This window comes from Paenibacillus sp. 11B (genome assembly GCF_030487755.1).
In the GTDB taxonomy this organism is placed as follows: Bacteria; Bacillota; Bacilli; order Paenibacillales; family Paenibacillaceae; genus Paenibacillus; species Paenibacillus vandeheii.
The window spans coordinates 448,007-469,630 of sequence record NZ_JAUKNS010000001.1 but is presented as its reverse complement, the minus strand read 5'-3'; the positions used below and the strand labels follow the sequence as shown (position 1 = coordinate 469,630).

Sequence of the window (21,624 nt, the reverse complement as noted above, 5' to 3'; positions counted from 1 at the left end):
ATCCAGAGTGGAACTATATTTCCTGGGAACTAACGCTGGTGTACCTACGCTTCAGCGGAATGTAACTTCCATAGGGCTGCGCATGTTGGATGAGCGTAGAGCATTGTGGTTGTTTGACTGCGGGGAAGGAACCCAGCATCAGATTTTAAGTTCTCCGCTTAAATTGAGCAAACTGGAGAAAATATTTATAACCCATTTACATGGAGATCATGTATTCGGACTTCCAGGTCTGCTCTCCAGCAGAGCATATCAAGGCGGCACTACACCGTTAACGGTGTATGGTCCACCAGGAACAGAACGAATGATTATGACAACCATGGAGCTAAGCCAATCACGTCTCAACTATGATCTAAGCATTGTGGAACATACAGGCGGAGTGCTTTTTGAAGATGAGAGCTTTATTGTGGAATCGGCATTGCTGGAGCACCGTATTGACAGTTATGGGTATCGGATTACCGAAAAGGATCGTCCAGGCAGTCTGGATCCAGCGAAAATGGCTGAGTACGGTTTGAAGCCAGGGCCGCTATTTGGTCGCTTGAAGAGGGGAGAAACCATTACCCTCGACAACGGTGACTTGCTTCGGCCAGAAGATGTACTGGGAGCACCAAAGCGTGGGATGGTGATTACCATTTTGGGAGATACACGTCCATGTGAGAATGTACAGCCTCTAGCCCTCAATGCCGATGTGCTTGTACACGAAGCTACGTTTCTGCATGATTTGGCTGATACGGCTCATGAGTACTATCATAGTACTTCGAAGCAAGCGGCTGAGGCGGCGAGAGCGGCACATGCAGGACAGCTGATCATGACCCACTTTAGCTCTCGCTACAAAGATGAAGACCAGTTGCAGCCCCTGCTGGAGGAGGCACAGTCGATATTCCCGAATACGAAACTTGCGATTGAACATGAACTGATTCCAGTAGTTCACCGCAAGGATGAGTCTCATTAGTGGATGTGCCAAGCAAAACAGCAAAACACGACCGGAGAAGAAGCTCTTAATTGCACGGGACTGAGGGGAAGTTATTCCCGAGGTCCCTTTTGCAATCTGGCCGGAAAGCGTGTAGGATGGGCAATATAAACAGGGAAATGATTCATATTATTTTCCGGGAAAGCGCAGGAAATGACAAGCTTGTACAGAAGGCGCGCGAGGCCAGACGTCCGTATTCGATTTGGTTCGACGTGTTGCGTGCAGATGCGAGCATTCCATCTTTTTGCACTACTGTATACATAGGTTAGCATTGAAGTTCGAGACAAATGGTTAAGGGCAAGAAATGTTAATGGGATAAAGAAAGGAAGTGCTGTATATGATTAAGGCCTATCTGATTGACCTGGATGGTACGCTCTATCATGGCAGACATCGTATTGAAGGAGCCGATAAGCTTATTCGGACATTGAATGAACAAGGCATGCCTTATTTGTTTGTGACTAATAATTCTTCACGTACACCTCAAGGCGTGGCAGATCATCTCAACGGAATGGGAATCCCCGCCGAGGCGTCGCAGGTATGTACTTCTGCGGTGGCGGCTGCGGAATACGTGGCTAAAGAGACTCCAGGTGCGAAAGTGGCTTGTATCGGAGAAGAAGGGCTGCTGCAAGCGATTGAAGCTGCAGGGCTTAAACGAACAGATGATGAGCCTGAATACGTTATCCAAGGAATTGATCGTGAATTTTCCTATCAGAAATTGACCAATGCGCTTCGCTGGATCAACGGCGGCTCTAAATTTGTCATGACCAATCCGGATTTGCAGCTTCCTTCTGATGATGGACTTACACCGGGAGCAGGAACGATCGGGGCAGCGATAGAAGCTGCAACCGGAGTTCATCCTACTGTCATTGGCAAACCGTCAAGTATTATTATGAAGTCGGCCATTAGCCGATTGAACTTAAAGTCTGATGAAGTTGCTGTAATCGGAGACAATATGCGTACAGATATTGCGGCAGGAGCAGCAGCAGGATGCGAGACCCTACTGGTTCTTACCGGAATAACGACACGGGACAATATGGATAGCCACATCCAGGCGACCAAGGTTCGTCCTGATCATGTGTTTGAAGATTTGCATAAACTGATTGAGTGGCTGTCGCAGACGACAGGCCAAGCATCCAAGAAGGGGTAGATGTACGATGCCGGAATTACCGGAAATGGAAAACTACCGGACCTTGCTGTCCGAGAAAATACTTGATTTGCCCATTACAGGTGTGGTGGTTAACCGTGAAAAGTCGATTAATACTGATCCTGATGTGTTCACCCGTGAACTGACAGGGAATCGTATCATATTTGTAGAGCGCCGGGCCAAACATCTGATCTTTCATCTGGCTAATGGTAAGCGGCTTGTACTGCATCTGATGCTGGGCGGAATGATTTTCTGGGGCACGGAAGCTGAACGTCCTGATCGTTCCACTCAAGTGGAGATTCAGTTTGGAGAATATACGTTGTTCTTTATTGGGCTTCGTTTAGGCTATCTGCACCTGCTTACTTCCAAAGAGACGGAAGAGGCCATGTCTGACCTTGGACCTGAACCACTTGATCGGCGCATGAATGCAGAACGTTTTGCTGCCCTGTTGAAAGGACGCCGGGGTACACTCAAAACTACGCTGGTCAACCAGCACATTATTGCAGGCATCGGAAATTGTTATTCGGATGAGATTGCATTTGCGGCAGGTTTGAGACCAAGCTCCAAAACGCAAAATATTGCTGCTTCACCTGAGCTCACAGCACGTTTGTTCCATTCTGTACAATCCGTGTTGCGGGAAGCTGCATCGGAAGGCGGTTATATGGAAATGCCGTTGATGCAGGGAGATACCAAGACAGGAAGTTTTGATGAGCAGTGCCGGGTATATGATCGTGAAGGGGAAACTTGCCCTCGCTGTGGGGGAACGATAGCGCGTGTTGAAATTACGGGCAAGAAGGCTTTCTTCTGTCCGGATTGCCAGCATGAGGCCTAACAGCGGAATCGGGGCACATGTCAGCACCAAAGGCGGATTTCTTCAGGCAGCCAAGCGGGCATATGATATCGGGGCTACGGCATTTCAGTATTTTCCGAAGAACCCTCGAAGCCTTGGTCTGAAAGATCTGGATCTCAAGGATGCTGAACAGTGTCGGGATTGGTGTGAGAAGCAGGGGATGGCTTCCATTGCCCACTCACCCTATCCCACGAATCCGGCTTTGGGCAAAACCCGGGGAGAGGCGGGTTTTCATGCAACCATTGCATCAATACAAAATGATCTGAATATTGCGGATGCCTGCGGTTCAGTAGGAACTGTAGTTCACTTTGGACATATCAAGAGCAATGAACCACTTGAAGGATATCAGAATCTCATAACCTGTCTGGATACCGCATTAGCAGATTGGGATGGACAGGCTAAGGTTCTGCTTGAAAATCAGGCTGGAGATCATGGCCCGATGGGAACGACCATGGAAGAATTGATACAGATTCGCAAGTTAAGCCGGTTTCCCGAGCATATTGCTTTTTGCTTTGACACGTGTCATGCTTTTGCTTCAGGCATGTGGACGACTGGCAATGAGGCATCGATGCTGGAGAAAGGCAGACTGCTGGGATACTGGGATGCTCTTGCGGCTGTTCACTTTAATGATTCGAAATATCCTTCCAGTTCATGCAAGGACAGACATGCACGGATTGGACAGGGTTATATAGGAACAAAAGCGATGCAGGAACTGTTATGTGCGCCTGAATTTCAGCAAGCTGTAGTTGTGCTGGAGACCGAATCAGGCGAAGATGGAACACACCGTGGTGACATTGAGCTCATGCGTTCCTGGCTTTAATTGGGAGAGGAGCGATTGTAATGCATGTTTTTTTGGATGATTACCGGGCATGTCCGAAAGGGTTTGTTCTGGCTACCAATGCAGAAGAATGCCTGATGCTGCTTAGAGAAGGTGACGTGGATATTTTATCCCTGGATTATGAACTGGGTCCGGATTCGCCGAATGGCGGTGAAGTTGCTGCTTCAATCGTTCGGGAAGGTTTATTTCCGCGCCAGATCTATTTGCACACGTCCAGCATGTATGGCAAACGTCAAATGTACGAATTGTTGTACAGTAATAAACCAGACTCTGTCACCATTCATAATGGTCCGATGTCGGGTGAGGTTATGCTTCGTGTTGCTGAGGGAGAACAAAGCTGATGAAGCCGATTACGACCAAAATGTTAATGCGCGGCGTATGGGAAGGCATGCCTCAGGCTGTATTTATCTATACCCCGTTATGCGGAACTTGCGCGGCGGCACGTCGAATGCTTGAAATCGCCGAACATTTGCTGCCCGAAGGGATTTTGACCGAGATGAATATTCACGATATTCCGGAACTAGTGCAGCAATTTCAGATTTCGAGCGTCCCTGCGGTTATGCTGTTTAATGGAGAACATGATGTGCCAAAAATGGTCTATCGGATGAACTCTGTCGAGCATCTGTTAGGAGAAATCCGGAAGGCGGTGCTAAAATGAGTGTAATCTCGATGGAGCATGTCTCTCTTAGACGAGAAGACAATCAGATTCTGGATGACGTCCATTTGCATGTTAAAGAAGGCGAGCATTGGGTGATTCTCGGGCGCAATGGTTCAGGTAAAACCACGCTGCTGGAAATGATGAATGGGTATATGTTTCCGAGTCAGGGGCGCATTGAGGTACTGGGTAACCTGTATGGGCGATGTGATGTTCGGGAGGTTCGGAAAGAAATTGGTTATATCAGCCAAACATTGATTGAGAAACTTACACTTCGGGATCCGGTGTGGGAAGTTGTTGCAACAGGCGCTTATGCCTTTTTGCGTTTCTATCAAACGATTCCGGATGATGTGAAGGCCAAAGCGATGAACCTGCTTGATGAAATGGGCTTTGCCAAGCTGGCTAATCATCCACTCGGCACCCTTTCTCAAGGAGAGCGCAAAAAAGTAATGCTGGCTCGTTCACTGATGGCAGATCCCAAATTGCTAATTATGGACGAGCCTTGTGCCGGACTTGATTTATACGAACGCGAGAAAATGTTGGCCGAAATTGATCGACTGCGTAAGCGTAATATTACTGTCGTTTATGTGACGCATCACGTCGAGGAGATCGTACCATTATTCACACATGTGGCCTTGATCCGTGATGGACGTATTGCTGCGGCAGGTCTCAAGCATGAAGTTTTAACACAAGATACAATTAAGTATACGTACGATGTTCCGGTTGATATCCAGTGGCATGATGGACGTCCCTGGATCCGCGTACGTTCTGGAGGGTAACACATTTTGAGTACACAGTCATCTTGGGGTGAAGGAGACTTTTCCCGTTTTATTTGCACAGCTAACCATGGTTTTGCGCCATATGCTCAAGAGGAATTGCGGCGCACGTTTGGTGCAGTCAAGAGCACGGTACTCGTACCGGGTGAAATTCTGCTTGCCGGTCTTCCGATCGCGGAAGAAGAGGTAGCGATAAAGCTGTTGCAAGAGAACCCGACGTTTTTACGTCATATTCAACCTGTTCAATTTCAGGAAAATACCGAAGATTCAGCGCAAGCGATGGAAAAATTGATTTCATTTGTACTGAATCATACCGAGTTAACAGGTACTAAAGTAACATTACAAGTTCGTAAAACCGAAGGGTCCTTCTGGCAGGAGAACGCTGTTTCTTTGAAACAACTGCTGACCGAGAAGCTGGATGACCTTGGCTGTGAGTGGGTTGTCCGTGAGGCGGATCATGTTATATCTGTCTTCGTTGCAAATGACATGTTATATGCCGGCGTTTCCAGACCTGATCAAAATCTGTCGGACTGGAGTGGTGGAGCCGTTCGTTTTCAGAAGGAAGAGGGGCAAATCTCGCGGGCCAAATTCAAATTGCTTGAAGCGGAGCAGACGTTTGGTATCGACTTTACTTCTTTCCACAAAGCATTGGATATTGGTGCTGCACCTGGTGGTTGGACCTCTTTCCTGCTTGAGCGCGGGCTCGAAGTTACAGCTGTTGATCCGGCCAAGATGGATGCGACCCTGTTGGAATCACCCAAGCTGACCTTTTTGAAAAAAAATGCAGGTGATGTACGCTTCCGCGAAGGGGAATTTGATCTGCTCGTATGTGACATGAGCTGGAGTCCCAAACTGATGAGCCGTCTGATATCGGACCTGTTATACAGCCTCCAGTCGGGGGGAACAGCGGTTGTGACAGTGAAGTTACTGCATAAAAAGCCGCTTGCGCTGATTAAAGAAGTCATCGACACATTTGAGCGCTCACGGATGCAGATTCAACGCTCCAAACAGTTGTTTCACAACCGTGAAGAAATCACGTTATATATGATTAAGTATTAAGTCATTAATGGCATTAAATTTTATGCTTTACAATACCTAATTGCCTATACTATAATGATACCAATATTAACCATAACAAGTTGAGGGAAAGCATCCCGAAGTGAACGAGTCCGGATATCCGGTCTGTTCCGCTTCGGTGAAGCTTTCCCTTTTTTGTTATGCATAACAAGGAGGAGTCTATATGAGACATCCGGCCAGGCTCGAGCGTGGAAGCCTGCTGGGGGCAAGATACCGTATCGTGTCCATTCTCGGTTCGGGTGGAATGAGCCATGTATATGAAGCAGAGGATTTGAAGTTGCCAGGCAAAACCTGGGCGATCAAAGAAAGCGTGACGGCATTGCCATACGAGGGCAGTATGGAGTCGGAAGCTGCTCTCCTGACCTCTCTGCGTCATCCCAGATTGCCGCAAATTGTAGATTTTTTTGTCCCGGATGAGCACGGGTATACGTATCTTGTGATGGAATACATTGAGGGATTGACTCTCAGTGACTATTTCAAGCAATGTCGCGGGAAGATTCCGCTTGAACATATGACGGGGTTTGTGCTTCAGCTGCTGGATGTACTAAGTTATTTGCACAGTCTGGACCCACCCGTCATCTATCGGGATTTAAAACCATCCAACATTATGATTACACCGGAACATGAGGTCAGACTGATTGATTTTGGGATAGCACGGAGTTATAAAGCACAAAGCGTCGATGATACGGTTAAATTGGGGACGGCCGGCTTCGCTGCACCGGAGCAATATGGTTCGGGACAGACGGATGCGCGTTCTGATCTGTATGGGCTTGGAGCATTGCTGCTCTACCTCATGACATGTGGAGCTTATACGGAATGGATTCAGGGAGTAGAAAGTTCCATTCGCAGTGATGTTCCACGTACCTATATTCCTGTTGCGAGAAGGTTGCTGCGACTGAATCCGAATGAGCGCTTTCAATCTGCTGATGAAGTTCGTAAAGAACTGCTGCGCAGACCGGGAATAGCGGCTGGTGGTTCAGAAACAACGGTGACGATAAGCGGAGGGACAAGAGTAATTGCTTTGACGGGCGCATCATCCGGAGTTGGGGTTACGCATACGGCCATAGCCATCAGTCACTATCTGGAGCGGCAGAACTTCAAAGTGGCCATAATCGAGATGTCGCCACGTTCTCAATCGTTTGCACGAATTCAACAAGTGGCGCATGCCGGTAAACCCGTGGCAGCAGGCAGACAGTTTGTAGTGGATGGTGTGCACTACTGGAAACAATCAGGACGCGCAGACATCCTGTCTTTGCTAGGTGGTAGCTATCAGTTCATTATAATGGATCTGGGTAGTGGTCAGGACCAGAACCGTCTCGAAGAGTTTCTCAGAGCCGATCTGCCCATTGTTATAGGTTCCGGTGCCGAATGGAGACAGGCTGAGATTGGATCTTTTGTCCGTTCTCACAACCGGTACCCGAGAGACAAATGGATCTACTGTCTGCCGCTTGCATCTGCTGATGCCGTTCAGCGCATGCGCAAAACGTTGGACACTTCCAGTGTCTACGGTCTGCCCTTACATATTGATCCCTTTGATCGCGAACCTCAGATGGATAAGGTTTTTGCTCATATTCTGACTCATATGATGGGGCAGCTTCCCAAGAAACGTTCATTTTTTGCAAGAAAAAGAGTACATGATTAGAAGAGATTGCGAAAGGAGAGCCTCTTTTGTCTAAATTAAGAAAACAAAGCCGTCAACTGATCTATGCTGGACTGACGGGAGCGGGAGCGATTGGTCTATTGTTTGGGGCATATGTCATTTACAATGTCAAAACCATGAGTGATACGAGGTCAGAAGTGGAAGCCCGTTACTCGTCAGCTTATGAACAAAAAGAAGCTGAATTGATGCAACAGTGGAACTCAGGGGCACAGGGATGGGTGACCGTACGGGATGTTGAAGCAGGGGAGCCGATACTGCCTGAGGATATCAAACTCATTGCAGTTCCGGATGCACAGGCACCAAGGAATCTGTGGTCCAGCTCCAAACAGATGGATGGTCAAGTGGCAAAAATAGAATTAAAAAAAGGAACAGCCATTACGACTGAAATGGTGTACGAGGATAGCCCGGCGCCGCCGGATTTAAGAAACCGTGAACTACAGGTCGTTTTATTGCCATCTTCACTCGTCAAAGGAGATAACATTGATATTCGTATTCAGTTTCCAACGGGTCAAGACTACATTCTCCTGTCCAAAAAGAAAGTCGAAAGATTAAATGCAGCTACCCTATGGATTACGATGACAGAGGAGGAAATCCTGTCCCTTTCAAGTGCAATTGTAGATGCCTATTTACATAAAGCTTCAATCTATGCCTTAACCTATGTAGAACCACAGTTCCAGACTCCAGCAATCCCGACATACCCTGCCAACAATGAAGTGCTAAAACTGTTGGAGAGTGATCCTAATCTTGTGCGTCGGGCTGAAGTGGAGTTAGCGCGGCAAGTACGGAGTTCGCTAGAAAGCTCACTCGCCGCATCCATGTCAGCGCCATCTCAAGGCGTGGAGCAGGATGTTGCACAATCCTCTGTCTCTTACAATAACCGTCCTGGAGCCAATAACTCTTCTTCTGCGGATGGTGTCATCTGGAATGATGGTTCAGGCAACGCAGGAACGACAGGCAATGGGAGCGATAATGGTTCAGCGTCAGCTTCGAGTGCGGATGAGCAGAAGAGCTTGCTGACGGGCGGAGAGTAAAATATGCAGGGAAATCGATTGATAATTCATATAACAGTGAGTATTGGAACTTTAAGGAGGCTTTGATAGCTATGCAAACATGGATTTTTGCCGGGCTATGTGAGAAGAATGACCTGATGCTGTACCTTTGCAAAATACTGGCAGCCTCCGGTAAACATGTCTTGCTCGTTGACGGAACATTACAGCAGAAATATGGATACGGCGTTGGGGAAAGCCAGCAATCTCTGCGCATTACAGAGTTTGAAGGTTTTGATATCGCTTGTCAATTCGTAACTTCAACAGCGGTTGAGAGCCATCTTGAAGCGAGTGGCGAGCAATTGGAGACCTATGATTACGTTCTTTACGACATGGAAACATCACACTTTGCATCCCGTGATCTATGGCTCACGGCAGATATCCGTATCTGGGTTAGTGATTATGAACGCTACAATCTGGAACGGGGCAAAGGCTGGCTTATGCGGTTACTGGAAGAGCAGTCCCTGCCAGCAGAACTGCCGTTTCAGCGCATCTTGATCAATGCTGTTGATTGCAAACTGGAAGCTCGATATTTGTGGGCATATCTGGAAGATAGTCCGTTTGTATGGACAGGTGAATCGCTAATGTTGCCTTGGGATGAACTGACTGCGGCAGTCAAACTGGAGAACGAGCACCATCGTCGAATTCTCCTTGGGCCATTGTCACGGAACTATAAAAAATCGCTATGCAGATTAGTGGAGCAGTTGACCGGATGGGAAAATGTCCAGAGTCGCCGGGCCATGAAAGAAGCAGAAAGGATGAGGGCATGAGCACCATTACGTTTTGGAGTCCTTTTTCAGGAACAGGCAGCACCTCAAGTGCGTTAATCGGTGCCTATTCGATGGCACTTCAATATAGGACAAGAATTTTGCTTGTAAATACAGGTCCAGTCGGGAGCAGCACTGAAGCTGCACTTCCACCCAAAGAAATAGAGGATATGGGTTCAGTATTCACATTTGAGGAGGGGGGATGGGATGCTATAGAACGGCTGCATATAAGCGGGAGCCTGAACAAGCATAATTTGAGGGATTATACGAAGCCACTCCTTAAAGACCGTCTGGATTTGTTGACTGGCAGAATTAACCGGTTGGAGCGTACCTCACAAGAGCATGTGGAGACTTTAAAAAGGCTGCTGGATGTAGCCAATGAATACTATGATCTCGTTCTTCTGGATGCAGACCGCGCAGGCACAAGTGCCCAGATTCTGCTGGATCAAGCTGACTATGTTGTGGTAAACCTGAATCAAAATATGAGGGACCTGGAGCATTTTTTTGAAAAAATCAGACCTGAGAGTATGAGTGATCAAAAGCTGCATGTCGTACTGAATAAGTATGATCCACATTCACGCGCAACCATTACCAATATTCGTCGGCGTTTTCGATACAAGGGTTCGATATCGGTGCTGCCGTATACCACCGGATTTCTGGATGCCTTCAATCGTCGTGATGCGGCCGCGTACTTGCAATTGGAAGGTCTTAGCAACCATAAAGACATTCGTAAAGGGAGCTTTGCCGCAAGTATGGCTGAACTCGCTCGCCTCATTATGGACGGCGCAGGAATGCGTACCGTACTAAAGAGGTTGGAAAGGGGAGCCTGAACCTCCGATGCTCTGGAATTCCCTATGGTTAATATTAATTGTGCTGTTATGTCTTGCGTATGTTTGGTTCAAATATAGAGCTTTCCATCGTGAAAAGAATAACCGTGCTCCTGAGCGAGAATCCTTCACGATTGAAGTGCTGACAGAGAAAGTAAAAAACTCGCTTCATGAGCTTAGTCATAGCCAACTTGCTGATGCCGGGTTGCATGAAGAAGAATATCGTCGAAGAATCAATCAGCGTGCCGAGATGCGCAAGGCTCTTAAAGGTTGTGTATCAGGAAGCATCAGTGACAAAACGTATGTCAAAAATCTGATCGGTGATCTGCTCACTCGCAGCATAGGACTGAACAAGTCAAATATCGATGAAGTCATTTATTTTGGAGAAACGGAGTTGCTGACGATTCAGGATCAATTCGAAATCGTGTTTTATCTATACCGGCAGCAATTCGGTGTCGATGCCTTGTCACGCATGATTGATACTTATGACCTTGGCAGACTGAGGCTGGATGAAAATGCAGATGACGGAGGGAGTTATTATATCTCCGAAGAGGATATCCGATATGTGTTTGAGTGTGAGTATAGAGAGCTTGGATTTAGAGAAAAAACAGATATCATTGTTCAACGCATCTATCAACATTACAAAGGCTTCTCGGTTGTTGATGAAATAAGAGATCAACGGATAGATGGCGTTAGTGGTGGTGTTAGCGGCATGCTGGATGCAGTTCAGGATATGGGGCTACGACAGCCAGCTTCGTGGAACGATCTGTTGGAGGATGGACTTGAAGACGCTCCCCTCCAAGAACCACTTAGCGGAATGGAAAGTGTCTGGATTTTCTATAAAGGTAAGTCTATTCATCTGTCCTTCCTGTCATTTGGCAGTATCCGTGAACTGAAGAGGGTATGTCAAAATATTTATAAGTATAACTATCCGGGACAGCTTTCGGAAGCGAATGGGTACAAAGTGAACGAGATGAAGGACGGATCACGTGTCGTTGTTGTCCGACCTCCTTTTGCCGAATCATGGGCATTCTTTGTCCGGAAATTCGATATTCCCAATGCTTCACTGGAGCAGCTGATTACCGGAAACAACGCAGATCTGCCCATTACTTTGCTGCAATATTTGATGAAAGGCAGTCGAATAACAGCTGTAACTGGAGCACAGGGGTCGGGTAAAACGACGCTGCTTATGGCAATGGTGAAGCATATTTATGCTTCCTATACGCTGCGTGTACAGGAGATGGCTTTCGAGCTGCAGCTGCGGCGTATATACAGTCGGCGTAACATTCTAAGCTTCCGGGAGACGGAGCACATTTCAGGTCAACAGGGACTGGATTTACAGAAAAAGACGGATGGTACTGTTAACATTCTTGGTGAGGTTGCAAGTGACGAAGTAGCCGCGTGGATGATTCAGATGTCCCAGGTTGCCAGTCTGTTCACCCTGTTTACCCATCATGCCAAAACGTTTCGTGATCTGGTCTTCTCCCTCCGCAATTCACTGCTCAAAACAGGTATGTTCCAGCATGAACATATTGCTGAGGAGCAAGTAGTTAGTGTCATTAATTTCGATGTACATATGAAGAAGGATGCTGAGGGACGAAGATATATAGAACGAATCACGGAATGTCTGCCACGTGCGAATAAAGGAGACAGCGTTGAAGAACGGGCGGGTTTTACGTTTCGCAATGTAGTCGAATACAGGGATGGCAATTACGTCGTCACAGCTCCAATCTCAATGGGCAGTATCACAGATATGCGGGATCAGATGACACTACAGGACGCTGCGCTGTTCGAACAGTTCATCAAGCAACATTGGGGTGATATCTATGACTGTTAAGTTAGTTCTTCTTTTGGTGCTGGCGATATGTGCAGGTGGTCTGGTAATCACGCTACTTGTACTGAATCTGTTACGTCATAGAGGAGGTGATACTGCTAGTAAATCCATAGGGATCGCTACACTGAACGGAAATCGTACGCTGCGGTGGGGATCGTTCCTGCTACAGTCTTATCGCTGGGGCATGAAAGTGCCGCTGCTCTCTGTTTATATTTTACAAGTACAGAAACGAATCTCATATCGACATGTTGGCGACGAACCAGCATTAAGACGAATGACGATGAGTGTGGTTCTAATTATTTTCGCAGGATACGGGAGCATCAGTGTAATCCTGTTCCTTATGCAGCCGGGTATCGGCTTTGTCATATTGTCTGTACTCTGCGCTGTAGTTCTGAACAGTCTTGTGCTGGATATGTGTCTGAATCGTATGGAGAAGCGACTGTTGGTACAGATGCTGGATCTGTTTGCCGACGTGAGGCATCGGTACCACCAGCATGGAATGGTAGAGGAAGCACTGTATGAAGCAGCGGAAGCAGGTAAAGGAGAGGCTGCGGAGCAAGTGCTGTTGATCTATGAAGCATTGACTTCGCCGGACCCGAACGAAGCTTTGGAACGTTACTATGAGATTGCACCTAATCGTTTTCTTAAAGGTTTTGCCGGTATTTCATATATGGTGATGGAATTCGGTGATAAAGACAGAGCACAGGGTTCGATTTACTTGAAAGGTCTGGGGAATCTGACGCAGGAAATTCATCTGGAGATTTTGCGGCGGGACAAATTGGACTATCTGTTAAAAGGGTTAAATATCATTGCCCTAGCCCCCGTTCTGTTCACAGCTCCAATTGAACGCTGGGCCAGAGGAAGTTTTCCGACTATGGATGAATTCTATCGCAGCAAAATCGGGTTTGTTACCAAAATTTCAATCTATGTCATTATCATACTTGCCTATCTGCTTTTGCAAAGACTGCAGCAATATGATGAAACCCGATATCGGACTGGGCGCAAACACTCCAGGATCGATCAGTTCTTATACAAGCAGACATTCATCCGTAAAGTCGCGATGTTGTTCGCGGCCAAACCTGGCAGTACCAACTATAGTCAAACCGTAAGACTAATGCGGGAAAGCAGTTCGGAACTGAAATATGAATGGCTTGCAATACGAAGGCTGATGTTATTTGCAAGCTGTTTTGTCCTGACCATTGGCTGCGTCTTTCTGCTGCATCAGGTTGAACGAAATCATATCTTACATGATCCTGGGAGAGATGACCGGATGTTTGGCGCGATGGGAGAGGCGGAACTGAAGCAGGCTACGGAAAAGACAAACTTGGATCAAGCGGTACTTGAAAGCATCGAAATGAAGCGTGGAGCAACTTTTGATGAAGTCTCCAATGCATTGCAGTCTATGAATCCCGTGCAACTGGATCATGATACTCAGACGGAAACCGTTGCGCGCATCCTGCAGAAGCTGGAAGTATACAACAAGCAGTACCTCCACTGGTGGGAGCTGATTATTGCGATGATGATAGGTATAGCGGGTTATCACATGCCGATCTGGCTCTTGCTGTTCCAGCGCAAGATGCGCAGTATGGATATGAAACATGAAATCTATCAGTTTCAGACGGTAATCTCGATCTTGCGGGAAATGGACCGTATGTCTGTCGAGGAGATGTTGGAATGGCTCAATCGCTTTGCAGTCATTTTCAAAAGGCCGCTGCAAAAATGTTTGTTGCATTTTGAACATGGGCCGGAGCATGCACTTGAACAATTAAAAGAGGATGCAGGTTTACCTGAATTTCAGCGTCTGGTGGAAAAACTGCAACTTGCACTCGGGAAAATTTCAATTCGGGAAGCTTTTGACGATCTGGATAGCATGATGGCCTTTTATTTTGAACAACGCAAGCAGGAATATACCAAGATGATTGATGTCAAAGCATCCTGGGGTAGAATGATCGGATTTACACCGATGTATGCCTTGATCTTCCTCTATCTGGTCATTCCGTTGGTAGGTATGAGTTTCCTGCAAATGAACATTTATTATGAACAGATTCAGAAACTGTAACGGTCATGTACGTCACAGTCTGAAATAAATTAAAAACAATATATTTAGGAGGATTTATCATGAACAATGCATCAAGCGCTTTAAAGGTGGCAGCAGGCATCTTTCTGACCATCGCCCTTATTACGATTGTGGTTCTGTTGTTTATTTCGGCTCAGGAGGCGACCAAAACGGCACAAAACAATTTTGCGGATATTCAGACCGAGTTATCCCAAGCTGCATTTACGGTCTATGACGGAACTACCATTAGCGGATCACAGGTTACAAACGCGTTGCGTAAATATGCGGACAAGGATCAGTTCGGTATTCAAGTTATTACAGGTAAAAATAAAGGAGGCCAATGGTACGGTAATCAGTTAAACATCTCCCAGGATCTCAATAATGCGGATTATGGTTCAGTGATTTCTCCAGATGATAAAGTCGGCATTATTAATCAAACCATGAGTGAAAAAGATAATCAGTATGTCAATCCAAGCGGTAAATTCAAAGCGATTATTGTAAAAGACAGATCTAATGTGGTAAGAGGGCTTATTTTCCAGCAATCCTGACAGGAGTTGGTTTAAGATGTCCCAGAATACACAGCAGCTTATGTTGTTCTGTACGGCGGTTGTCCTTTTTGTGACAGCCTGCCTGTACGGGCAGCAAAATGTTAGGGGTCTATCAGACGCTCTGAGTCACATGGTGCAGACGACAACAGAGATGGAAGGGCGGCTGAACACTACTTTACGCATCAGTGAACCAACCCGTTATAGCGGTGCTGAGGTTTTACACACTGTGAGGCAGATGACAGGGACAACGGTCAGCGTAGAGGTAGACGGGAATGCATACGTCATTGATCCCCTTGTAAACAGAAGAGGAACCATACCTGTCCAGCTTGCAGCCTCGTATAGACCTGAGTTCATAAGAAGTGAGGCTGGTGAACTGCTGAAGATTGCATTTTGGAAGGAGGTCAGTACACCTTGATTAATGCCGCATCCAAGCTGCTAGCAGTTTTGCTGGCAGTGATTTTGCTTTATGTATACCCGGCAGCAGAGACTGCGGATCGACAGGATGACATGGCACGAATGACCGTTGTTCAGACGGTTACACGTTTTGTTGATGCGGTCAGAACAAAGGGATATATTTCACCTGGCATGTATGCAGAGTTCGAAGAGCAGATGGCTCGAACGGGTAACGTCTATGAGATTGCCATGGAGCATTTGCACAAAAAATATGTACCTCATTATTCAGATCCGATGGATCAGAGCACATTCTCAGGAACCTATGAAACTGTGCAGGATGGCTATTATTCAGCTCAGATTAAAGCAAAGCTGTTTCCTTCTTCTGGTTTGCTGGCTTCAGACGATCCAGGGCGTAGATATACACTGGCAATGGGGGATTTCTTCACAGTAACCGTCAAAAATACCAATCGTACACCTGCCATGCTGATTCGTGAGTGGTTGAACCGGTCTGCGCAGGCTGCAGCGGTGTTTACCACATATGGAGGTATGGTGCTCAATGAAGATTACGTGTGACTTGTTCCGCTATAACCGAACAATTCGGGAAAAGCGGGGACTTAACTAAATAAGTCCAACTTTGCGACCGAGAATTGGAAAGAGGGAACCATGTATCCTGAAACAATTCCGTTAATCTCCTGCGTGCGTGACACGGACAGCGTGTCGGGTATGAAGCACAGGTGAAGTCGGCAGAAGGGAAGCTGGAGCCACTCTATTGAGAAGGTATGCTAACTGATATGCCGGATGGCTGAAAAGCGGACTATGGTGAGAATGGTTGTAAAAAACCTGACGAACCTCCGAATGTACGGGTCTAAATTCATAACATATGGAAACATATGTACTGACAGAAGTCAGGGTGGATAGCGTAGAGTACGATTGTAGTCTAGGAAACACGCTATATCGAACAATGGCGATATCAAGTCCACAGGCTCAAAGGAGGCACCTAAGGTCTAGCAAGCATAGCTAGGTCACAAGGTACAAGGAAAGCAAGGAACGTCGATTTACAGGACTGTCATCCTAGACGTCTACTATAAGGCAGAAATTTGCTGAAATGTACTAATCCTTGTGAGAGTAGAGGCACGACCAATGAAGTGGCTGTAATGGCTACGGAGGAACAGCCTCAAGTCTTTTTAGATAATAAACAATTTTTCCGAAAAGTGAATTGCACCGATCAGGTAGGAACGTGGGGAATCACCGTAAGGAGGTGAAGCCACAGTGCAAACTCTTCGATACTGGGACTACTACGACATGACGAGTACTTTTACTGATTTACACGAAAAAGCACTAGGAAGAAAAAAGTTCGATAATTTATACGGGCTAATAAACTCACATCAGAACATCCTCCTAGCTTTTCGAACAATTAAATCAAACAAAGGCTCACTTACACCAGGAACAGATGGCAAAACCATAGAGAATATAAAGACACTAACAGAAGAAGAGATTGTGAGCCACGTAAGAAACAAGCTTTTGAATTATCAACCCAAAAAGGTTAGGCGAGTCCTTATACCAAAACCTAATGGAAAGAAAAGACCGTTAGGCATTCCATGCATAGTTGACAGAATCATTCAGCAATGTTTTAAACAAATTATTGAACCAATTGCGGAAGCTTACTTCTATAAACATAGTTACGGGTTTAGACCGGTAAGATCAACACACAACGCTCTAGCGAGAGTACAACATCTTATAAACACAACCAATCTCCATTATGTCGTTGATGTTGATATTCAAGGATTCTTCGATAATGTGAACCACACATTGCTTTTGAAACAACTATGGAATATGGGTATTAGGGATAAAAGAGTACTTCGAATCATCAGCAAAATGCTTAAAGCTGAAATTGAAGATGAAGGGATACCGTTGAAAGGCACACCACAAGGTGGAATCTTATCTCCTCTCCTGTCAAATGTAGTATTAAATGACTTGGATCAGTGGGTTGCAGGACAATGGACAAACTTCGAAACTCAATACGCCTATGCAGGAGACTATCACAGGATCAGAGCACTCAAGAAAACCAATCTTAAAGAAGGATATATTGTGCGATACGCCGATGATTTTAAAATTCTTTGTCGGGATTGGAAATCAGCTCAGAAGTGGTATCACGCTGTAAGACTCTATCTTAGAGACCGCCTTAAACTAGACATCTCACCCGAAAAATCACAGATTGTAAACCTCAGGAAACGTAAATCTGATTTCCTGGGATTCACAATATGGGCTGAGAAAAAAGGAAAAAGAAGAGTCGCCTATACGGGTATAAATGAAAAGAAGAGAGCAGAAATCAAGAAGCAAGCAAGAGAGCGCATTAAGAATCTGCACAAAGCACCAATTACTCAAAACGCTCTTCTCTTCAATAGCTTTGTACTTGGTTTACACAATTACTTTTCACGTGCAACACATGTTAGTGTAGAGTTCTCACGACTTGCCTTTGATCTGAAAGCATTCACATACAATCGTCTCAAAGTTATTGGTAAATACCAATATCCTGATAATGCCCCGCCAACCTTCAAGAAGTTCTACAGGAACAGATATAGAACCTTTAAGGTCGCAGGTGTATATCTCTTTCCGTTCAGAGATGTAAAAACGGTTAACAACCTATGCTTTCAGCAGACGTTAAATCCGTATACATCAGAAGGAAGAAAGAGACTTCATAGGGATTTAAAGACGGATATTAGATATGAACTAATTAAACTAATGCAGTCAAACATACCAAACCGTAGCATTGAATACCTGGATAACAGACTGAGTAGATATAGTATGCAGGGTGGCAAATGCGAGATATCTGGCATTTTACTAACTGCTGATTACGTGCATTGCCATCATCTTTTGCCAATCCATTTAGGTGGGACAGACGATTTTAGCAATCTACGTATTCTACACAAAGATATCCATAAACTTGTTCATGCTACAAAATCAGAGACGATTGTCAAACTCATGTCGCCGTTTGGATTTTCAGACTCTACGATTCAGAAAATCAACCTGTACCGAAAAATGAGTAACTTGGAACCTATTGTAATAAAAATCTAAAAAGATGGAGCGCCGTGTGCGATGAAAGTCGCACGCACGGTGTGGAGAAGGGGAAAAGGCGGTGATTATATCAAATCCTTACCTATTTCTATTGATCTTTCCATTGTGTTTGTGCTTATCTTTTTACCTATATTTTGGGTTATATCTCACCATACAAACAATGCCCAAGAGGCTCAATATTTAAGCAATCGATATAAGATGGCACTTCAGACTGCTGTACTGGATGCAGGGGCTGTGATGCATCAAAATGAGAAGCAAAACGATGAAGCAGGGTATGATTCAACCAAATTTGTTAAAGCGGACAAAGAGCTTGCTTTGACTACATTTACCCAAACCATGGCACTAAATATGGGGATTCAGGATGACCCTGCTGCTATACGAACCATGTTTAATTACATTCCTGCAATAGTCGTGCTGGATTATGATGGTTACTATATTTTGGCGAACGAAACAGAAATGACCGGTAACCTTGAGGATACCTTCCGACAGGTTTGGAGTCCCAAAAAGCCCTATACATATTCGGATTCAAATGGTAGCAGTATTAACTTCACACTCGATGGGTATGTGTATGCCTATGATGCAGGCATGGGCAAGTGGGTGGAGGGTTTCCAGAAAGAATTGGCCTCCAGCACGCAAATCCCTCTGCTTCAGAATTCCGAGACGTTTGAGCAGGTCAGACGAAGCCGGATCGTGACAAGTGTGCAGGAAGATTTGGCAGATGTTATTAACAGGCATAATGAGTTTGCAAGAAGGAATGGTGTTTCCTACACCTTTACGATGCCTTTGATTTCTCAGGAAGATTGGTACAACTCGATTAATGATACGGGACTTATGGCTTTTATCCAAGGAATACCTGTAGGTAACCAAAAGATTAACAATTATGCCATTGGTGGTGGCAGACTGGTGAAGAAAACAGCGATTGTTGGCGGAGTTGATCCGTTGAGTGGAATCAAATATTATTACCCTTCCACATGTAGCAATGGTTACAGAGCCGAAGAAGTATTTATAAGTGCCAAACAAGCGGCAGGGCAAGGTTATTTTGAGTATAACTGTTCCAAGAATTAAAGGCAGTTTGTTTGTAATATAAAAGCGAGGTTGCATGAGATGTTTACATTACTTTCAGAAAAGGCAACACCTGTGCTAAAATAGGGTTTCGGAACGATAGTAATGTCCAATAGATAGGAGCAACCTCATCTTATGAGTTTATTGTCAGTAGAGAACGTGAGTCACAATTTTGGAGACCGTACTTTATTTAAAAATGTATCTTTTCGTTTACTTGCCGGAGAGCGTGTAGGCCTTGTTGGAGCAAATGGTGTGGGCAAGTCCACACTAATGAACATCCTTACCGGGAAATTGTTAAAGGACGAAGGGAAGGTCGAATGGACCCCCAAAGTTCGTTATGGATATCTGGATCAGCATACCAAGCTCACGCCTGGAAAAACGATTCGTGACGTGTTAAAGGATGCGTTCCTTCCCTTGCTTGAGTTAGAGAAAGAAATGATGTCCATCACGGATCAGATGGCAGACGCCGATCCGGACAAGCTCGAATTGTTGCTGGAAGAAATGGGTGACATTCAGGAGCAATTGGAGCAAGGTGATTTTTATCTGATTGATGTGAAAGTGGAAGAGATGGCGAATGGACTTGGCTTGTCAGCCATCGGTCTGGATCGTGACGTGGCTGCGCTTAGTGGTGGTCAGCGTACAAAGGTATTGCTTGCCAAGCTTTTACTCGAGAAACCCACTGCTCTTCTTCTGGATGAGCCGACGAACTATCTCGATGTGGAACACATTGAATGGCTGACGCGCTACCTGAAGGATTACCCGTACGCGTTTATTCTGATCTCGCATGATACGGAGTTTATGAATGAGGTCGTTAACGTTATTTATCATTTGGAGTTTGCCAAGTTGACGCGTTATGCAGCCAACTATAACAAATTCCTTGAAATGGCTGACATGAATAAGGCCCAACATATTGATGCTTATGAGAAACAGCAGGAGTATATCAAGAAGCAGGAAGATTTCATTCAGCGGAACAAAGCCCGCGCTTCCACTTCCGGTCGTGCCAAGAGCCGTGAGAAGCAGCTCGGCAAGATTGAACGGATTGATCGTCCAGACGAAGCAGCCAAACCCACGTTTAATTTCAAGGATGCCCGTGCGAGCAGTAAAACGGTCTTTGAGGGTATTGATTTTGAGATTGGATATTCGTATGCATTACTGCCCAAAATGACGATGACGATTGAGCGTGGCGAGAAAATTGCCATTGTTGGATGTAACGGTGTAGGTAAATCAACACTGCTCAAGACCATTTTGGGGAAAATTCCACCCCTCAGTGGTAAGACTTTCTTGGGTGATTATCTGGAAACCGCTTATTTCGAACAGGAAGTACGTGCAGGTAATATTACCCCGATCGAAGATGTTTGGAATGAATTCTCTCATCTGACACAGAATGAAGTCCGGGGCCATCTTGCACGTTGTGGATTGAAAAATGAGCATATCACCCGTCCGCTTAACGCGCTTAGTGGTGGAGAGCAAGCGAAGGTTCGTTTGTGTAAGCTTCTGATGCGTGAAAGCAACTGGATTTTGTTCGATGAGCCTACGAACCATTTGGATGTGACGGCCAAAGCAGAGCTGAAACGTGCCCTGCAAGAATTCAAGGGTACCGTGCTGCTTGTATCCCATGAACCTGAATTTTATGAAGGCTGGGTAACCAAAACGTGGGATGTTGAGGCGTGGTCCGAGAAACAATAGTTACTTCATACCAGACGAGCTATTTCGATAACTAGATTGTCTTCAGCAATGGATAAAGAACGTAATAAATGGAAAATGTACGGTGACAAAAAAAGATGTCTATGGTAACATAGGCTACAGCTTCATATGAACACTAGGGGGGCCGCACGATGCGGCTGAGATGGAAGAATGCGATTCCGGACCCTTTGCACCTGATCTGGATCATACCAGCGTAGGGAAGTGGCGCGTTTCAGCTAATGACAAAGGGCGTTATCGTTGACTTTGCGATATTGCCTGCAAGATGAATCATGCGGTTTCTAGGTATACTACGTTGCGACTATGGATGGTTTTTATAGTTGGTTATACGTTATGTATAGAGTAATT

The 21,624-nt window shown here is 45.7% G+C and carries 20 protein-coding genes and 1 riboswitch; all 20 genes read left to right on the top strand.

The annotated features are described in order from the left end of the window. The first annotated feature begins 7 nt into the window (after positions 1-7). Positions 8-949: a ribonuclease Z gene (gene rnz, locus Q0V21_RS02075; protein ID WP_301877343.1), complete on the top strand. Its 942-nt coding sequence runs from the start codon at positions 8-10 to the stop codon at positions 947-949. A 355-nt stretch (positions 950-1,304) separates the two neighbouring features. Next, complete coding sequence (locus Q0V21_RS02070) at positions 1,305-2,114, top strand: TIGR01457 family HAD-type hydrolase (RefSeq protein WP_024630388.1); 810 nt, start codon at positions 1,305-1,307, stop codon at positions 2,112-2,114. A gap of 7 nt (positions 2,115-2,121) precedes the next feature. Further along, complete coding sequence (locus Q0V21_RS02065) at positions 2,122-2,943, top strand: Fpg/Nei family DNA glycosylase (RefSeq protein WP_079349248.1); 822 nt, start codon at positions 2,122-2,124, stop codon at positions 2,941-2,943. Next, complete coding sequence (locus tag Q0V21_RS02060; protein WP_301878393.1) at positions 2,933-3,781, top strand: deoxyribonuclease IV; 849 nt, start codon at positions 2,933-2,935, stop codon at positions 3,779-3,781. The genes Q0V21_RS02065 and Q0V21_RS02060 overlap by 11 nt, the downstream gene beginning before the upstream one ends. Before the next feature lie 20 nt (positions 3,782-3,801). Further along, positions 3,802-4,140 (top strand): cyclic-phosphate processing receiver domain-containing protein, encoded by a 339-nt coding sequence (locus tag Q0V21_RS02055; RefSeq protein ID WP_301247800.1) that lies wholly within the window; start codon positions 3,802-3,804, stop codon positions 4,138-4,140. Beyond that, the gene (locus Q0V21_RS02050; protein WP_024630384.1) at positions 4,140-4,457 is read left to right on the top strand and encodes a thioredoxin family protein; all 318 of its coding nucleotides are present in this window, start codon (positions 4,140-4,142) and stop codon (positions 4,455-4,457) included. Before Q0V21_RS02055 ends, Q0V21_RS02050 begins: the two co-directional genes overlap by 1 nt. Further along, positions 4,454-5,233: an ABC transporter ATP-binding protein gene (locus tag Q0V21_RS02045; RefSeq protein WP_301877342.1), complete on the top strand. Its 780-nt coding sequence runs from the start codon at positions 4,454-4,456 to the stop codon at positions 5,231-5,233. Before Q0V21_RS02050 ends, Q0V21_RS02045 begins: the two co-directional genes overlap by 4 nt. A gap of 6 nt (positions 5,234-5,239) precedes the next feature. Further along, a complete protein-coding gene (locus tag Q0V21_RS02040; RefSeq protein ID WP_079349244.1) occupies positions 5,240-6,289 on the top strand; it encodes an SAM-dependent methyltransferase in 1,050 nt (349 codons plus the stop codon). Between the two features lie 181 nt (positions 6,290-6,470). Continuing rightward, entirely contained in the window at positions 6,471-7,949 is a 1,479-nt protein-coding gene (locus Q0V21_RS02035; RefSeq protein ID WP_301877340.1) for a serine/threonine protein kinase, read from the top strand. Positions 7,950-7,975: 26 nt separating this feature from the next. After that, on the top strand, positions 7,976-8,998 hold the full coding sequence (locus Q0V21_RS02030) for an SAF domain-containing protein (RefSeq protein WP_024630380.1): 1,023 nt from the start codon (positions 7,976-7,978) through the stop codon (positions 8,996-8,998). Between the two features lie 71 nt (positions 8,999-9,069). Further along, positions 9,070-9,783, top strand: a complete 714-nt coding sequence (locus Q0V21_RS02025; protein ID WP_301877338.1) for a hypothetical protein — start codon at positions 9,070-9,072, stop codon at positions 9,781-9,783. Continuing rightward, complete coding sequence (locus Q0V21_RS02020) at positions 9,780-10,610, top strand: CpaE/TadZ family protein (RefSeq protein ID WP_079349240.1); 831 nt, start codon at positions 9,780-9,782, stop codon at positions 10,608-10,610. The genes Q0V21_RS02025 and Q0V21_RS02020 overlap by 4 nt, the downstream gene beginning before the upstream one ends. Positions 10,611-10,617: 7 nt before the next feature. Beyond that, on the top strand, positions 10,618-12,444 hold the full coding sequence (locus tag Q0V21_RS02015) for an ATPase, T2SS/T4P/T4SS family (protein ID WP_301877336.1): 1,827 nt from the start codon (positions 10,618-10,620) through the stop codon (positions 12,442-12,444). Further along, positions 12,434-14,500, top strand: a complete 2,067-nt coding sequence (locus Q0V21_RS02010) for a hypothetical protein (RefSeq protein WP_301877335.1) — start codon at positions 12,434-12,436, stop codon at positions 14,498-14,500. Before Q0V21_RS02015 ends, Q0V21_RS02010 begins: the two co-directional genes overlap by 11 nt. Positions 14,501-14,559: 59 nt before the next feature. After that, positions 14,560-15,045 (top strand): hypothetical protein, encoded by a 486-nt coding sequence (locus Q0V21_RS02005; RefSeq protein WP_063562843.1) that lies wholly within the window; start codon positions 14,560-14,562, stop codon positions 15,043-15,045. 16 nt (positions 15,046-15,061) lie between these two features. Next, positions 15,062-15,460, top strand: a complete 399-nt coding sequence (locus tag Q0V21_RS02000; RefSeq protein WP_301877334.1) for a hypothetical protein — start codon at positions 15,062-15,064, stop codon at positions 15,458-15,460. After that, a complete protein-coding gene (locus Q0V21_RS01995; RefSeq protein ID WP_301877333.1) occupies positions 15,457-16,011 on the top strand; it encodes a hypothetical protein in 555 nt (184 codons plus the stop codon). The genes Q0V21_RS02000 and Q0V21_RS01995 overlap by 4 nt, the downstream gene beginning before the upstream one ends. 696 nt (positions 16,012-16,707) lie before the next feature. Continuing rightward, entirely contained in the window at positions 16,708-18,513 is a 1,806-nt protein-coding gene (gene ltrA, locus Q0V21_RS01990; RefSeq protein ID WP_285080847.1) for a group II intron reverse transcriptase/maturase, read from the top strand. 21 nt (positions 18,514-18,534) lie between these two features. Beyond that, entirely contained in the window at positions 18,535-19,578 is a 1,044-nt protein-coding gene (locus Q0V21_RS01985) for a hypothetical protein (protein ID WP_301877331.1), read from the top strand. Positions 19,579-19,710: 132 nt separating this feature from the next. Then, positions 19,711-21,261, top strand: a complete 1,551-nt coding sequence (locus Q0V21_RS01980; RefSeq protein WP_024630371.1) for an ABC-F family ATP-binding cassette domain-containing protein — start codon at positions 19,711-19,713, stop codon at positions 21,259-21,261. A gap of 125 nt (positions 21,262-21,386) precedes the next feature. Then, positions 21,387-21,496, top strand: a riboswitch (TPP riboswitch). Positions 21,497-21,624: the final 128 nt, after the last annotated feature.

Excerpts from the sequence above, each read along its gene's own strand:
- Q0V21_RS02060 (WP_301878393.1), top strand. The coding sequence starts at position 2,933 with ATGAGGCCTAACAGCGGAATCGGGGCACATGTCAGCACCAAAGGCGGA.
- Q0V21_RS02005 (WP_063562843.1), top strand. The coding sequence starts at position 14,560 with ATGAACAATGCATCAAGCGCTTTAAAGGTGGCAGCAGGCATCTTTCTG.
- Q0V21_RS02000 (WP_301877334.1), top strand. The coding sequence starts at position 15,062 with ATGTCCCAGAATACACAGCAGCTTATGTTGTTCTGTACGGCGGTTGTC.
- Q0V21_RS02055 (WP_301247800.1), top strand. The coding sequence starts at position 3,802 with ATGCATGTTTTTTTGGATGATTACCGGGCATGTCCGAAAGGGTTTGTT.
- Q0V21_RS02020 (WP_079349240.1), top strand. The coding sequence starts at position 9,780 with ATGAGCACCATTACGTTTTGGAGTCCTTTTTCAGGAACAGGCAGCACC.
- Q0V21_RS01980 (WP_024630371.1), top strand. The coding sequence starts at position 19,711 with ATGAGTTTATTGTCAGTAGAGAACGTGAGTCACAATTTTGGAGACCGT.
- Q0V21_RS02035 (WP_301877340.1), top strand. The coding sequence starts at position 6,471 with ATGAGACATCCGGCCAGGCTCGAGCGTGGAAGCCTGCTGGGGGCAAGA.
- Q0V21_RS01985 (WP_301877331.1), top strand. The coding sequence starts at position 18,535 with ATGAAAGTCGCACGCACGGTGTGGAGAAGGGGAAAAGGCGGTGATTAT.
- Q0V21_RS02050 (WP_024630384.1), top strand. The coding sequence starts at position 4,140 with ATGAAGCCGATTACGACCAAAATGTTAATGCGCGGCGTATGGGAAGGC.
- Q0V21_RS02065 (WP_079349248.1), top strand. The coding sequence starts at position 2,122 with ATGCCGGAATTACCGGAAATGGAAAACTACCGGACCTTGCTGTCCGAG.
- Q0V21_RS02025 (WP_301877338.1), top strand. The coding sequence starts at position 9,070 with ATGCAAACATGGATTTTTGCCGGGCTATGTGAGAAGAATGACCTGATG.
- Q0V21_RS02010 (WP_301877335.1), top strand. The coding sequence starts at position 12,434 with ATGACTGTTAAGTTAGTTCTTCTTTTGGTGCTGGCGATATGTGCAGGT.
- Q0V21_RS02070 (WP_024630388.1), top strand. The coding sequence starts at position 1,305 with ATGATTAAGGCCTATCTGATTGACCTGGATGGTACGCTCTATCATGGC.
- Q0V21_RS02045 (WP_301877342.1), top strand. The coding sequence starts at position 4,454 with ATGAGTGTAATCTCGATGGAGCATGTCTCTCTTAGACGAGAAGACAAT.
- Q0V21_RS02015 (WP_301877336.1), top strand. The coding sequence starts at position 10,618 with ATGCTCTGGAATTCCCTATGGTTAATATTAATTGTGCTGTTATGTCTT.